Source organism: Skermanella pratensis, assembly GCF_008843145.1.
Lineage (GTDB): Bacteria > Pseudomonadota > Alphaproteobacteria > Azospirillales > Azospirillaceae > Skermanella > Skermanella pratensis.
Genome location: NZ_CP030265.1, coordinates 5,258,389 through 5,271,269 on the forward strand (window position 1 = coordinate 5,258,389; position 12,881 = coordinate 5,271,269).

General features: G+C 64.0%; 12 protein-coding genes, 1 tRNA gene and 1 pseudogene. 6 read left to right on the plus strand and 8 right to left on the minus strand.

Going from position 1 to position 12,881, the window contains the following annotated elements; translation table 11 throughout:
* Positions 1-92 precede the first annotated feature (92 nt).
* Complete coding sequence (locus tag DPR14_RS24185; RefSeq protein WP_158047427.1) at positions 93-473, minus strand: hypothetical protein; 381 nt, start codon at positions 471-473, stop codon at positions 93-95.
* Between the two features lie 157 nt (positions 474-630).
* On the minus strand, positions 631-3,492 hold the full coding sequence (locus DPR14_RS24190) for an SNF2-related protein (RefSeq protein WP_158047428.1): 2,862 nt from the start codon (positions 3,490-3,492) through the stop codon (positions 631-633).
* A 205-nt stretch (positions 3,493-3,697) separates the two neighbouring features.
* On the opposite strand from DPR14_RS24190, the gene DPR14_RS24195 reads away from it, so the two are divergent.
* Together DPR14_RS24195 and DPR14_RS24200 are read left to right on the plus strand one after the other, a co-directional pair.
* Entirely contained in the window at positions 3,698-3,919 is a 222-nt protein-coding gene (locus DPR14_RS24195) for a ribbon-helix-helix domain-containing protein (protein ID WP_158047429.1), read from the plus strand.
* A gap of 76 nt (positions 3,920-3,995) precedes the next feature.
* Positions 3,996-4,238, plus strand: a complete 243-nt coding sequence (locus DPR14_RS24200) for a hypothetical protein (RefSeq protein WP_158047430.1) — start codon at positions 3,996-3,998, stop codon at positions 4,236-4,238.
* Positions 4,239-4,353: 115 nt separating this feature from the next.
* On the opposite strand, the gene infC is transcribed toward DPR14_RS24200, so the two are convergent.
* The 3 genes and pseudogenes from infC to DPR14_RS24215 form a co-directional block, all read right to left on the minus strand.
* Positions 4,354-4,932 (minus strand): translation initiation factor IF-3, encoded by a 579-nt coding sequence (gene infC, locus DPR14_RS24205; RefSeq protein ID WP_158047431.1) that lies wholly within the window; start codon positions 4,930-4,932, stop codon positions 4,354-4,356.
* 97 nt (positions 4,933-5,029) lie between these two features.
* A pseudogene (gene thrS, locus DPR14_RS24210) lies at positions 5,030-6,993 on the minus strand (threonine--tRNA ligase).
* Positions 6,994-7,051: 58 nt separating this feature from the next.
* Positions 7,052-8,344: a glycosyltransferase family 4 protein gene (locus tag DPR14_RS24215; protein WP_158047432.1), complete on the minus strand. Its 1,293-nt coding sequence runs from the start codon at positions 8,342-8,344 to the stop codon at positions 7,052-7,054.
* A gap of 13 nt (positions 8,345-8,357) precedes the next feature.
* Between DPR14_RS24215 and DPR14_RS24220 the strand changes: the two genes are divergently transcribed.
* Positions 8,358-9,128 carry an alpha/beta hydrolase gene (locus DPR14_RS24220; protein ID WP_158047433.1) on the plus strand — a complete coding sequence of 257 codons (771 nt, stop codon included), beginning with the start codon at positions 8,358-8,360 and terminating at the stop codon, positions 9,126-9,128.
* Here DPR14_RS24220 and DPR14_RS24225 read toward each other — a convergent pair.
* The gene (locus DPR14_RS24225; RefSeq protein WP_158047434.1) at positions 9,115-9,420 is read right to left on the minus strand and encodes a hypothetical protein; all 306 of its coding nucleotides are present in this window, start codon (positions 9,418-9,420) and stop codon (positions 9,115-9,117) included. The genes DPR14_RS24220 and DPR14_RS24225 overlap by 14 nt on opposite strands.
* Before the next feature lie 148 nt (positions 9,421-9,568).
* Between DPR14_RS24225 and DPR14_RS24230 the strand changes: the two genes are divergently transcribed.
* A tRNA-Ser gene (locus DPR14_RS24230) sits at positions 9,569-9,658 on the plus strand.
* Between the two features lie 302 nt (positions 9,659-9,960).
* Complete coding sequence (locus DPR14_RS24235) at positions 9,961-10,233, plus strand: hypothetical protein (RefSeq protein WP_158047435.1); 273 nt, start codon at positions 9,961-9,963, stop codon at positions 10,231-10,233.
* Here the strand turns inward: DPR14_RS24235 and DPR14_RS24240 are convergent.
* Entirely contained in the window at positions 10,211-11,074 is an 864-nt protein-coding gene (locus tag DPR14_RS24240) for a LysR family transcriptional regulator (protein ID WP_158047436.1), read from the minus strand. The two genes, DPR14_RS24235 and DPR14_RS24240, sit on opposite strands and share 23 nt — an antisense overlap.
* A gap of 96 nt (positions 11,075-11,170) precedes the next feature.
* Between DPR14_RS24240 and DPR14_RS24245 the strand changes: the two genes are divergently transcribed.
* A complete protein-coding gene (locus DPR14_RS24245; protein ID WP_211103863.1) occupies positions 11,171-12,166 on the plus strand; it encodes a DMT family transporter in 996 nt (331 codons plus the stop codon).
* Positions 12,167-12,246: 80 nt separating this feature from the next.
* On the opposite strand, the gene DPR14_RS24250 is transcribed toward DPR14_RS24245, so the two are convergent.
* Positions 12,247-12,519: a hypothetical protein gene (locus DPR14_RS24250; protein WP_158047437.1), complete on the minus strand. Its 273-nt coding sequence runs from the start codon at positions 12,517-12,519 to the stop codon at positions 12,247-12,249.
* Positions 12,520-12,881: the final 362 nt, after the last annotated feature.

Consider the following 12,881-nt stretch of genomic DNA (forward strand, 5'->3'; position numbering starts at 1 on the left):
GGACTAGTACTCTGCTGAACCGAAACGGGTCCGCGCAAGGCGGACTCGCTGGATAGCATGGCTCTTCGATCCAGGGAAGCGTACGGCTTGGCCTATGGGAACAGCGTCAGCCATTCCGGCGACTCACGAGCCTCGGGGGTATCCTCGGCCGGCCATGCATAAGCATTTGGAAGCTGATCGTCGTCGGCGTCCAACTGCGTTATGATGGCACTTCCTTTGGAAAGATCGAGAGACATCCATACGAAGGTTTGAACTTGAGCGAGAGTCACTCCGTCACTTGCCTCTAACTTCAGAGTTGTCCTTGGTGGACTCGGCATCGGTTTCGGTTCGCCAATCCCTCTTAGGGCTTCTGCCATGGACATATTGCTGCTGGACATCTGTTCTAATCCCAGTTCAGTCACCTCGCTTAATACTTCATTATCCCTAATATACTCGACTGGATTGTGGAAGGTGATCACAAATCTCTTAGACATATTTTACCTTTCCGGAGCGGGATTATCGAAATGAAACATGCCTTACAATTAATTCAGCTACACGTTCTGTACGCACTCGCGATAGATTAAGTTACCGCATAAGATATGGTAACGGGCTTTCGTTGATGCAAGCTATCAGGTTTGGACTCAATCTCATTCACCTTATCTCCCACTGGATCGTGAACAGCCGCTCCTCCGTCACCTGCCGACGTATCTGAACTTCCAGCGCGGCGATCAGGCGGTCGCGCTCGGCGATGATCTCATCCTCCACGTCGAAGATGCGTTGCCGTAAGCGGCGCTTGCTTCGCTCAAGCTCCTGAATACGGTTCTGGATCTCCATCTGCTCCGTCGGGGCTGTCGTCTGGCGAGCTTGGCGGGTCAGGGCCTTGACCTGATTCTTCACGTCGGCCAACTCCTTCTCCGCCGCGTGCAGCTTGTCGTCGGCCCAGGCTTCAAGACGGGACCGCTGTTCGTCGAAATGCCTGCGGTTGCGGGCAGCGGCCTCTTCCGCCACGGTGTCCAGGGCTTTCCGTTCCGTCTCCTCGAAGATATGCCGGATGACCTCATGCATGGGCGGAGCCTGCCCGGACCATGTGGCATCGCACAGCAACAGCTTCTCGCACATTTCCTGGTCCAAAGGACGCTGCTTGTCGTCGATCGCGCCGAAGACCAGGAACTCCTCCCGCTCGAAGCTGTCCAGCGTCAGCTTGTGCAGCGACAGCCATCCCTTCCGGCGCATCAGGGGCTCAAGGACGGAAATCCGCGCGGGATGGTCGGAAAGGTGAAAGGTGACCTTGGCCCCGTCGGTCACGGGCAGGGCGCGCCCCTGCTCCAGGATCCAGGCTCCCAAAGGATGATTCAGCCGGAAGGGAATGCCGGATGCTTCCGCTCCCTGATCCCTGGTCATCAGGTGGTAGGAGCCCGGCCGGGCTTCCGGCACCGGCGAATCGGCCAGCCGGAAGACGGTGCGGGAGTCCTCGAACTCGGCCCGCCCCACGAGCATGTGGCGCGTCAGCTTCCAGAACAGCCGCGCGGTGCGGTCGAGATGGATCCGGGCGTCGTCCAGGCTCAGGCGCAATCGATTGTGGACATCCTCGTCGAAATGGGCCAGCAGGTTCAACCGGGTGTCGCTGACGCGCGCCCGGATCGCCTCGTCCATCTCCGCCCGCAGCTTCGCGAAAGCCGAGTCGATCTCCGCTTCGGTCCGGCACTCCTGATGGATGCGCAGGATGCGCTTTTCGAAATCGATGCCCGACTCGATGGAGCCGAGCACTTCGTCCGACGCGCCGAACACGCCCTTGAACAGCTTGAACTTCTCTTCCAGAAGCTCCAGCACCCGCCGGTCGGCGGCGTTGCGCTGATTGAGGAAGTTGATCACCACGACATCGTGCTGCTGGCCGTAGCGGTGGCAGCGGCCGATCCGCTGCTCGATCCGCTGGGGGTTCCAGGGCAGGTCATAGTTGATGACCAGGGAACAGAACTGAAGGTTCACGCCTTCCGCCGCCGCCTCGGTAGCGATCATGATCTCCGCCTCGTCGCGGAACGCCTCGACCAACGCCATCCGCATGTCCACCGGGTGCGAGCCGGTCACCCGTCCGGTCTCCCGGTTGCGGCGCATCCAGTCGCTGAGCAGGGCTTGGGATTCAGGATCGGCATTGTTGCCGTTGAACATGACGACTCGGCCTGAGAAGCCAGCCTCGCTCAGGATGGCGCGGAGGAACTCCTGGGTGCGGCGCGACTCCGTGAAGATAAGCGCCTTGCGCTTGGCGCCTAACTTCGCCATCTGACGGAACCCGATCTCCAGCGCCTTCAGAAGGGCATCCGCCTTGCTGTCGCGGTCGATCGAGCGGGCCAGCGACGCCAACTCGTCCAGAACCATGATTTCCGCCTCGAGCTGCCGCCCATCTGGAGCGGCCGTGCCGGACGGCGAATCCTCATCCGGCGGGTCCGGGGTTTGGTCCAAATAGTCCGGATCAATGTCTTCGCTGTCGGCGAGAACGTCCAGAAGGTCCTGGTCCGATGGGCGCCTCGCCCGCAGCCGTTCCCGCAGGGTATCAAGGGTACTCGCGATGGCACGGGACGACGACGCCAGAAGCTTGTAAAGCACCAAGGTCGTCAGTTGCCTCTGCGCGGCGGGGACGGCGAAGGAAGTCTCGCGCAACAGGAAGCGGGAGACGCTCTCATACAGGGTCTGCTCGGCGTCAGACGGCATGAAGGGAATCGTCAGGGCCTGACGATCCGTGAACCTGATGTATTCCTGGACTTCCGAGCGCAGGGTCCGCTTGCAAAACGACATCAGCCGGCCGCGCAGGATCTCCAGGTCCGAGTCCTTACCCATGAATTGTGAGCGGAAGCTGGCGGCGTCGCCGAACAGGTGTTCGTCGATCAGCGTGCTCAGCCCATAAAGCTCTATCAGGGAGTTCTGAAGCGGAGTCGCCGTCAGCAGAACTTTACGGCGCATCGTCAGGGCCTGCCTGATGCGCTGGCCGATGACGTTTCCGCTCTTGTAGACATTACGCAGTTTATGAGCCTCATCAATCACTGCGAGGTCCCAGGGAATTCGGTAAAGCGATTCGTGGATCTTGGCCGCGAAATTGTACGAGACGATGATGACCGCATCGGCATGTCCCAGTGGGTCGGCGTTCGTCGCCTGCTGCGCCCTCGCATGGGAGCGGGCATCCATTACCCGGGTCGGCAGGCCGAACTTCTCCTCCAACTCGGAAGCCCATTGCTTGCGAAGGGAAGCCGGACATACCACCAGCAGCCGGCGCCGCCTCTCCGCCCAGAACTGGCAGAGGAGGACGCCCGCTTCGATGGTCTTGCCCAAACCAACCTCGTCGGCCAGCAGGACGCCTTTGGCGGCCGGAGACCGCAGCGCGAAAAGCGCCGCATCGATCTGGTGGGGGTTGAGATCGACATGGGCATCGAAAAGGGACTGGGCCAGCCGGCCGACGCCGTCGGCGGCGCGCAGCCGGGTCAATTCATGGGCGAAATAGCAGGCCTGGATATCCGTGATCATGGAGAGACGCTATACAGCAGCGGAGGGAATTGGTGAACATGCCTGCTTGAGCATGCAGATCGCACAGAGGCCGAAATGGGGCCAAGGCGACGCTTGCAGAGCTCTGCGGCGGACGCCATCGACTGGCTTTCGATAACGTCCTGTGACTCTAGTCTAAGGAGCATCTTCGTGTAATGACGCCGGCCGAATGCCTGGAGCTTTTGCCATGAGCACGCTGACGATCCGATTGACCGACGACACCGCCGAACGGCTGGAGGCGCTTGCCCGCAGCCGTGGACTCAGCGTGAACGGCTTGATCGAGGAGATGAGCGTCCAGGCGCTGGCGGCCTGGGACGCGGAACGCCGTTTCAGATCGATGGCAGCCGAAGGAGATACCGCCCAGGCTCTTTCGATCCTGGAGCGGCTTGATCGTCAGTCCGCCGAATAGGTGATGGCCGGCCCCCGGAACAATTGCACCCCCCACGTGTTCATGAAGCAACGCAGACAATTTGAAAGGTTGCTTTATGTTTTCCCTGACCGGTTCGGGTCTTCGACGCGTCGCCCTGGGTGCCTTCCTGGTCCTGGGCGTTCCCATGCTCGCGGCTTGCGACAACGAGGGCCCGGCGGAGCGTGCCGGGGAGTCGATCGACAACAGCGTCAGCAACGCAACCAAGCAGACCGGCGAGGCGATGGAGAATGTCGGCAACGCCATCCAGGACAAGAGCCGGGAAGTGCGCGACGACATGAACGACGGCAAGCCCAACTGACCGGCTGAAAACGTCCGGCCCTACCCCGGAAAACGTGAAAGCCCGCCGAACGGCGGGCTTTCTTGCGTTGCGGCCTGAGGGAGCTGATCTGCCCAGGCCCTATCCGGTCAACGCGTCATTTGGGAGCCAGGACCATGATCATCTGGCGACCTTCCAGCTTGGGCATCTGCTCGACCTTGGCCATTTCCTGGAGATCGTCGCGCACCTTGACCAGCACGTTCATGCCAAGGTCCTGGTGAGCCATCTCACGGCCGCGGAAGCGCATGGTGACCTTCACCTTGTCGCCTTCCTCAAGGAACCGACGGGCGCTGCGCATTTTGACGTCATAGTCGTTGTCATCGATGTTAGGACGCATCTTGATTTCCTTAACTTCGATGATCTTCTGCTTCTTGCGCGCCTCGTTGGCCCGTTTCTGCGCCTCGTACTTGAACTTGCCATAGTCGAGGATCTTGCACACCGGCGGATCCGCATTCGGGGAGACCTCGACGAGGTCGAGCCCTGCTTCCTCCGCGGCGATCAGCGCGTCGCGGATCGAAACGACTCCGACCATTTCGCCGGCGGCATCCACCAGGCGGACGGAGCGGACATTGATTTCCCGATTGACCCGCGGCCCATCACGGGACGGTGTGGAGTCGGCATTTGGTCTGGCTATGGAATAGTCTCCCTCGTTGGAACCGGCGCCTGGTGTTTCCATCCTGTCCCGGTCGGGGGCTCAGAACCCGCCGGGACCCAGGCGACCGGAATTGTAATCATCCCAGGCCGCGAACGACCCGACCTGAATCACTCCAGGATTAGAATGGTGATTCCGGCGCGAGATTGCCAAGGGGCGACCTCGCTTCGGCCACAATTGTATTGACAGCGGCGTCGAGAGCAAGAACTTCCTGATCCTTGCCGCCCAGACGGCGTAATGCCACAGTCCGCTCCTCGGCCTCGCGCTTGCCCACCACCACCATCAGCGGCACCTTCGCGAGGCTGTGTTCGCGGACCTTGAAGTTGATCTTTTCGTTCCGGGTGTCAAGCTCGACCCTGACTCCGGCCCGCCGAAGCTCGTTCGCCACCTCGGCGGCATAACCGTCCGCCTCGTTGGTGATGGTCGCGACCACCGCCTGGAGCGGCGCCAGCCAGAGCGGGAACTTGCCGGCATAGTGCTCGATCAGCATGCCGATGAAGCGTTCCATCGAGCCCAGGATGGCCCGGTGGAGCATGACCGGCCGGTGCCGCTGGCCGTCCTCGCCGACATATTCCGCATCCAGCCGCTCCGGCAGGACGAAATCGACCTGGAGGGTGCCGCACTGCCAGTCGCGGCCGATCGCGTCGCGCAGCACGAACTCCAGCTTCGGGCCGTAGAAGGCGCCCTCGCCGGGGTTCATGGTATAGGGCAGGCCCGCGGCCTCGATCGCCTCGCGCAGCGCGGCCTCGGCCCGGTCCCACACCTCGTCGGTGCCGGCGCGGGTTTCCGGACGGTCGGAGAACTTCACCGACACGTCGGTGAAGCCCAGGTCCTTGTAGACGCTCAGCAGCAGGTCGCAGAACGCGATGCTCTCCGACGTGATCTGCTCCGGCGTGCAGAAGATATGCGCGTCGTCCTGGGTGAAGGCGCGCACCCGCATGATGCCGTGCAGGCTGCCCGACGGCTCGTTGCGGTGGCACGAGCCGAACTCGGCCATGCGGAGCGGCAGGTCGCGGTAGCTGGTGATCCCCTGCTTGTAGATCTGGACATGGGCCGGGCAGTTCATCGGCTTCAGTGCCAGCACCTTCTCGTCGTCGGCGTTGGCGGTGAACATCGCCTCCCGGAACTTCTCCCAGTGGCCCGAGGCCACCCAGAGCGCCCGGTCGATCAGCTGCGGCGTCTTGACCTCGACATAGCCGGACCGTTGCAGCCGCGACCGGACATAGTTCTCCAGCGTACGCCACAGGGTATAGCCCTTGTCGTGCCAGAAGACGCTGCCGACCGCCTCCTCCTGGAGGTGGAACAGGTCCATCTCCCGGCCGAGCCGCCGGTGGTCGCGCTTCTCCGCCTCCTCCAGCTGGTGCAGGTGTGCCTTCAGCTCCTTCTCGTCGCGCCAAGCCGTCCCGTAGATCCGCTGGAGCATCTCGTTGCGGTGGTCGCCGCGCCAGTAGGCGCCCGCCACCTTCATCAGCTTGAAGCCCTGGCCGAGCCGGCCGGTGGACGGCATATGCGGTCCGCGGCACAGGTCCAGCCACTCGCCCTGGCGGTAGACCGTGATGGTCTCCGTCTCGGGAAGGTCGCGGATGATCTCGGCCTTGTACTTCTCGCCCCGCTCCTCGAAGAAGCGGATCGCCTCGTCCCGGTCCCACGCCTCGCAGGTGAAGGGAGCGTCGCGCGCGACGATCTCGCGCATCTTCGCCTCGATCTTCTCCAGGTCGTCGGGCGTGAACGGCTCCCCCGCGCGAAGTCGTAGTAGAAGCCGTTGGCGATCGCCGGGCCGATCGTGACCTGCGTTCCGGGATACAGCGTCTGGACGGCTTCCGCCATCACATGGGCGGCGTCGTGGCGGATCAGGCCGAGGACATCCGGATGGTCGCGGGTGACGATCTCGACGGCGGCATCCGAATCGATGCGGGTAGTGAGGTCGCGAATCGTGCCATCGACCTTGACGGCAAGCGCGTCCTTGGCCAGCCGCTTGCCGATGGATTCGGCAATCTGCCGGCCCGTCACCGAGGCATCGTAGTCGCGCACGCTGCCGTCCGGCAGGGTGACGGCGACTTTCTGGATCTGTTCAGCCGTCTGCATCGTCAAAAAACAATCATCCCAAGGAAGAAGCCGCACTCTATGCGCATTGCCGGTCGAGTCAAGCTTGGCGCGGCCCGCCGGAACCCGCGCCCGCTCCCGCACCGCCCGCCGCGGGCCGTTCGGCCATCAGCTCGCCATAGACCGCCAGAGTGTCCCGGCACATGCGGTCCCGGGTGAAGCGGCTGTTGACATAAGCCATGGCGCGCTCGCCCAGCACGGCCCGCTGGTCCGCATCCAGCTCCAGCGCCTCGCCCAACGCCTCCGCCAGGGCATCGGCGTCGTTGGGCGGAACCACCCAGGCGGTCTCGCCCGCGACCACGGTCTCGCGTACGGCACCGTGATTGGTCACGATCACCGGCCGGCCCATGGCCTGGGCCTCGACGATGACACGGCCGAAGGCCTCCGGATCGCTCGACGCGGAGACCACCACGTCGGCCAGCATATAGGCGGCCGCCATGTCGTTGCAGTGGTCCACCAGCCGGACGACGCCCTCCAGCCCCAGGCGGCGCACCTGCTCCTCCAACTCCTGGCGATAGCCGGCGCGGCCCTGGTCGGAGCCGACCATCAGGCAGCACACGTCCTTGCGGCCCAGCCGGGCGAGCGCGTCGATCAGCACGGTCTGGCCCTTCCACCGGGTCAGCCGGCCCGGCAGCATGATCACCTGGTGCCCGTCGGGCAGCCGCCACGCCCGGGCCAGCTGGATCACCCGCTCGGGGCTGACCCGGTCGGGGGCGAAGCTGCCGGCGTCGATGCCGCGGTGGATCACCCGGATGCGGTCCGGGTCGATCCGGTAGTTGGCCAGGATATGGTCGCGGATGAACTCCGAGATGGCGATCACCCGATCGCCCCGCGCCATGACCGAATTGTAGAACAGCTTCGACTTGCCCGAGAAATTGTAAGGGGCATGGAAGGTCGTCATGAACGGCACGCCGGTCCGCCGCGCGGCGCCAAAGGCGCTCCAGGCCGGCGCCCGGCTGCGGGCGTGGACGATGTCGACCCTGTGCTCGCGGATGATCCGGCTGAGCCGGTCGACGTTGCGCCACAGGGTCAGGGGATTCTTGCTGTCGAGCGGCAGCGTGAAGTGGGGGATCCGCCAGCGCTCCAACTCGCGCGCCATGGGGCCGCCGGACGATGCGACCAGCGGCGTGCCGCCGGCCTGGTGCAGCGCCGCCGCCACGTCGATCGCGCCGCGTTCCGCGCCGCCGGTGACGAGCGCCGGCAGGACCTGGAGGACGACGGGCCGGCCCGGCGCGCGGCCCGCCTCATTCCTCCCGGTCTCATCCCGCCCGGCTTCCTCCCGCCCGGAGTTGTCGTGCGGCTCCGCCGTGTTAAAGTCGTGTGCCCCGCTCATGGATTCTTTCGATATGACCGATCTGAACGCTTCGCCCGAAAATACCCTGGCGCATGAAGGCGCCACCATAGCCTATCGCCGCACGGAAGGAAGCACTCCCGGCGTCATCTTCATGGGAGGATTCAAATCGGACATGACGGGCACCAAGGCGGTCGCCCTGGAAAGCCTCTGCAGCCGCCGCGGCACGGCGTTCGTCCGGTTCGACTACCAGGGCCACGGCACGTCGAGCGGCCGGTTCGAGGAAGGCTCGATCGGACTGTGGTCGCGTGACGCGCTCGCCGTGTTCGACCGGCTGACGGAGGGGCCGCAGGTCGTCGTCGGCTCCTCCATGGGCGGCTGGATGATGCTCCTGACGGCGCTCGCCCGGCCGGAGCGTGTCGCGGGCCTGGTCGGCATCGCCGCGGCGCCCGATTTCACCGAGGACCTGATCTGGTCCACCCTGGACGAGGGCGACCGCGCCACGCTGATGGAGACCGGCGCCTTGCTGAAGCCCTCCGACTACGGCGATCCCTATCCCTATACCCGCCGTCTGATCGAGGACGGCCGGGACCACCTGCTGCTGCGCGGGACCATCCCGCTGACCTGCCCGGTGCGCCTGCTCCACGGCATGCGCGACGCCGACGTGCCCTGGCGCACCAGCCAGCGCATCGCGGAGCGGCTGGCCGGCGACGACGTGAGGATCACCCTGGTGAAGGACGGCGATCACCGCCTGTCCCGCGACCAGGACATCGCGCTGTTGTGCCGCACCGTCGGCGAGTTGCTCGACGGGCTCAGGACCTCCTGATCGACCCCAGCGCCAGCAGCACCAGTCCCGGAGCCGCCAGCACCAGCGCCGCCGGCCACAGCAGGACGGTCAGCAGCCCGGGATCCCACAGCTCCGGCGCCAGATAGCGCTGCACCACCGCCTGCATCAGGTTCAGGCTGCCGGGATGCAGCCGGTACCACAGCTCGCCCGCGGCGGAGAGATGCAGGCCGCCGCCGGCTGCCGCCATCCCGCTCCACTGCCACAGATCCCAGCCCAACGCCGCGAGCCCCGCCAGCAGCAGGACCCCTCCGATCACTCTCAGGACGACCACCCGTTCCTCACCGCTTATTGACGCCGTGCCGGAACATGCGCCGCCACCCCGGGAGGCGCAACCGGACCCTTCTTCACTTTCTCGGGAGCCGATGTGAACGAAGCACTTGAATCCACCCCCGCCGTTGAGTATTTTCCGCGGCCTTGATGGAGGGGTGGCCGAGTGGTTGAAGGCGCACGCCTGGAAAGTGTGTATACCAGAAATGGTATCGCGGGTTCGAATCCCGCTCCCTCCGCCATGACCCCCAGCACCTTTTAACATACTGATTTATAAGGGTTCTGGAAGAGGCCAGCAGGGGACCGGGGTGACACGTTTCCCCCTTGCCTCTACCGCCTTCAGCGCCAGCGTTCTGCACTGGCGTTTAACCTAACTACCACTCACAGAAAAAGCCTGCCATGAACCCAAGGGAACCGGGGAACGTGGCAGGCCCTTTTTCCGTGTTTAGGGACCGTTGGAAGTGTTCTAATCGCGCTGCAAACTCAAACACATGGTTGCATTTAACGTCATCAATACAAAGGAGATGCGGATAGAGGCTGAACAATGATTTTATTATTCATTATTATTATCTTAGCGATACTGATTGCTATAACGGGTATTGCAGCAGTTGCTCGGGTTATGGGAGTAGCTTTTTACAGCCTGTTCGATTTTGTACCGGGCACCGTGATCGGCCCTGAGAACGGTGCGGACCGGCGCACCCACCAGCTGGTTGGCCGAGCTTCCATCTCCACCACCGACATACTCTCTCGCCGTCGTAGCACAGATCGGGAGCGCAGCACCTTCCGCCCGACCTTCAAAGGCGGAAGTGGCGGATGATCGTCCCGGCGAGGAGATCCTGCGCTTTGCCGGCAGCCCCGGGTGCCCGGGCGATGATCAGGTCATGGACAGGCAGGACCGGCAAACCATCGTCCTGCCCGAGGATCCTCATGGCATCGGTGACGCGGGCGCGGTCGAGGATGCCGACGGCGAAGCCGCCCTCGATCGCCGCCTCGATGGCGGCCGAGCCTGAGCTTGTCACAACCGTTCGCCACGAACGGCCGATCGCCGCCAAGGCATCGACCGCGGCGGCCCGGTAAGGGCAGCCGGAGCCGTGCAGAGCGAGGGGCACCGGGATATCCGCGGGGAGATGGAGTCCGGCGCCTGCGACCCATACCGGTTGCGTCGTGCCGAAAGCTGTGCCGCCGGGCTGGCGTGACTGGCCCGCGGGCTCCACCACGACGACGAGATCCAGGCTGCCGCGCTCCAGCCGGTTCGCAAGCTCGCCGCTCGAACCGGTCTCGACCTCGAGTTCGACAGCGGGATGTTCCGCCGAGAAGAGAGGCAGCGCGTCGCGCAGCAGCCTGTGGGCATATTCCTCGGAGACGCCGAACCGCAACCGCCCGGTGGCTGCGGATGCGTCGAAGCTCGCGACGATCCGGTCATGCGCCTGCAGGAACTCGACGGTCTGGATCAGCAGGCTCCGTCCGGCGGGGGTCAGCGTCACCCCCTGGTTGTCGCGGTCGAACAGGCGCCGGCCGGCAAGCTCCTCGAGGCGGCGAACATGCGTGCTGACGGCCGAGGGGCTGCGGTTGAGATGGAGCGAAGCCGCACGGAACTGCCGGAAACGGGCAATGGCGTGGAAGGTGCGAAGAAGCTCGATATCGAGGGGCGGCGGCATAGTTTAAGATTTTCGCATTACTGGTTGATATAGTTTCGTTTGATTGAACGACCCTGTCACCCGAATGTCAAGTCCATGACGGGAAGGAGCAAAGTCATGGGCAAGACGGTCATGGGCAAGACAGTCATGGGCACGGTAAACGCAGGAGGTACCGCAGGGCGTGGGGAAAACGCAGCGGGCCGCGCCGCTCCCTCGGCATTCGTGCTTTTCGGGCTGCAGGCGGCCATGGTCGTCGCCTGGAGCGCGGGTTTCATCGGCTACCGCTTTGCGGCTGAGCATGCGCCGACGTTCCTGGTCACGTTCTGGCGCTTCGCGCTGGCGGTTCCGCTCCTGCTGCCCTTCGCCTTGCCGGCTCTCCGCGCGGCGCCGCGGGCAGCAATGGGTCGTCAGGCGCTGATCGGTGTCTTTGCCATCTGCGGCTATCTGGCGCCGATCGCAAAATCCATCGAGTACGGAGTCCCGGTGGGGCTGGCCGCGCTGGCCGCCGACCTGCTACCCCTGGCGGTCGCGGGAATGTCGATGTTCCTGCCGGGACGGCGAACAGGCGGGCTGCAATGGGTGGGCGTCGGCATCGGTGCCCTTGGCGTCGTGACCGTGGCCGGCGAAAGCTTCCGGCTGGGTTCGGCACCGGTATGGGCTTATGGCTTGCCCGTGCTGGGCATGCTGTCGCTGGCTGTCGCAACGCTGATCCAGGAGAGGATCGGCGGAACCGACCTGTCCTTGCCGATTTCGGCAACGCTCTTCATCCAGGTCTGTGTCAGCGTGCCGGTCTTCGGCATCCTGGCTCTGCTCGAGGGCGGCATCGCACCCGTCGTGAGTCCGGCATTCGGATTGAGCCTCCTGTGGCTCGTGCTGATCCCGACGCTGGGGGGATATGGACTGTACTGGGCCTGTCTCCGCCTCGGTTCGGCCGAGAGCGCGAGCGGAGCGCTCTATCTCAGCCCACCAATAACGATGATCTGGGCGCATGCCGTGTTCGGTGAGCCCCTGTCCCTGACGATGGCCGTCGGCATGTGCCTCTCGCTGATCGGCTTGTTCTACATCAATCGCGAGGCAGGTCGCGGTGCCTCCAGGCAGGGCGCCTCAAGTTAGGCCGGAATCATCCCGACTGTTTCCGGGATGGCTTCGGCTTCCGACGGCAGGCGGCCGGATCACCGGATAACCGCAGGTCCCTACCAGGTCAGAGCCTGCACCTGCCTGATGACGCCGATGTCGTCCAGCTTCCGGTCGGCCTGGGCTTGGCTGAAGATCAGGAACAGTTGGTTGAGCCTGCTCGCCAGCGGGCCGGTGGTCGGGCGCGGAAAGGTCATGCCGGGGATGGCGTCGGCCAGCCTCTGCCGGATGTCGCGGATCTCCACGACCGCCTTGTCGTCCAGCCCTCCTTGAGCAGAGGCCGTCAGGCTAGCCGCCCTGACCAGATGTTCCGCCACTTCCCTGTCGTTCATGGGCCGATGGCAGGGAGCGGAAGGGAGGTCGGCGGAGACCGCTTCCGACTCCGTGGCCTCCTGGGGGGAGAGGAACTGAAGTAGAGGGCTGAGATGCGCCATGAGTATGTCGGCCGAACTGACAATAACTCCGGACCGCCCGTTGATTGACTGGAGTTTCGCGGCATGCTTCTCGATCAGGATGCGCGCCTTCGCCATCGAGCACGCAGCAACGGGTTTCGTGATATCTGTCACGACATAGACGGGAATATGCCTGATCGAAGAAAAGCCCACGATGACCCCCTCTTGTGTTGCGCGCCTACTGTGTCAAAGAACTTTTTACGAGAGATTAAAGACAACTCGAATGCAGATGGAGTCGAAGC

Coding starts and splice junctions, on each gene's coding strand:
- DPR14_RS24195 (WP_158047429.1), top strand. CDS start 3,698: ATGAGCACGCTGACGATCCGATTGACCGACGACACCGCCGAACGGCTG.
- DPR14_RS24215 (WP_158047432.1), bottom strand. CDS start 8,344: ATGAGCGGGGCACACGACTTTAACACGGCGGAGCCGCACGACAACTCC.
- DPR14_RS24240 (WP_158047436.1), bottom strand. CDS start 11,074: ATGCCGCCGCCCCTCGATATCGAGCTTCTTCGCACCTTCCACGCCATT.
- DPR14_RS24250 (WP_158047437.1), bottom strand. CDS start 12,519: ATGAACGACAGGGAAGTGGCGGAACATCTGGTCAGGGCGGCTAGCCTG.
- DPR14_RS24185 (WP_158047427.1), bottom strand. CDS start 473: ATGTCTAAGAGATTTGTGATCACCTTCCACAATCCAGTCGAGTATATT.
- DPR14_RS24235 (WP_158047435.1), top strand. CDS start 9,961: ATGATTTTATTATTCATTATTATTATCTTAGCGATACTGATTGCTATA.
- DPR14_RS24245 (WP_211103863.1), top strand. CDS start 11,171: ATGGGCAAGACGGTCATGGGCAAGACAGTCATGGGCACGGTAAACGCA.
- DPR14_RS24220 (WP_158047433.1), top strand. CDS start 8,358: ATGACCGATCTGAACGCTTCGCCCGAAAATACCCTGGCGCATGAAGGC.
- DPR14_RS24190 (WP_158047428.1), bottom strand. CDS start 3,492: ATGATCACGGATATCCAGGCCTGCTATTTCGCCCATGAATTGACCCGG.
- DPR14_RS24200 (WP_158047430.1), top strand. CDS start 3,996: ATGTTTTCCCTGACCGGTTCGGGTCTTCGACGCGTCGCCCTGGGTGCC.
- infC (WP_158047431.1), bottom strand. CDS start 4,932: ATGGAAACACCAGGCGCCGGTTCCAACGAGGGAGACTATTCCATAGCC.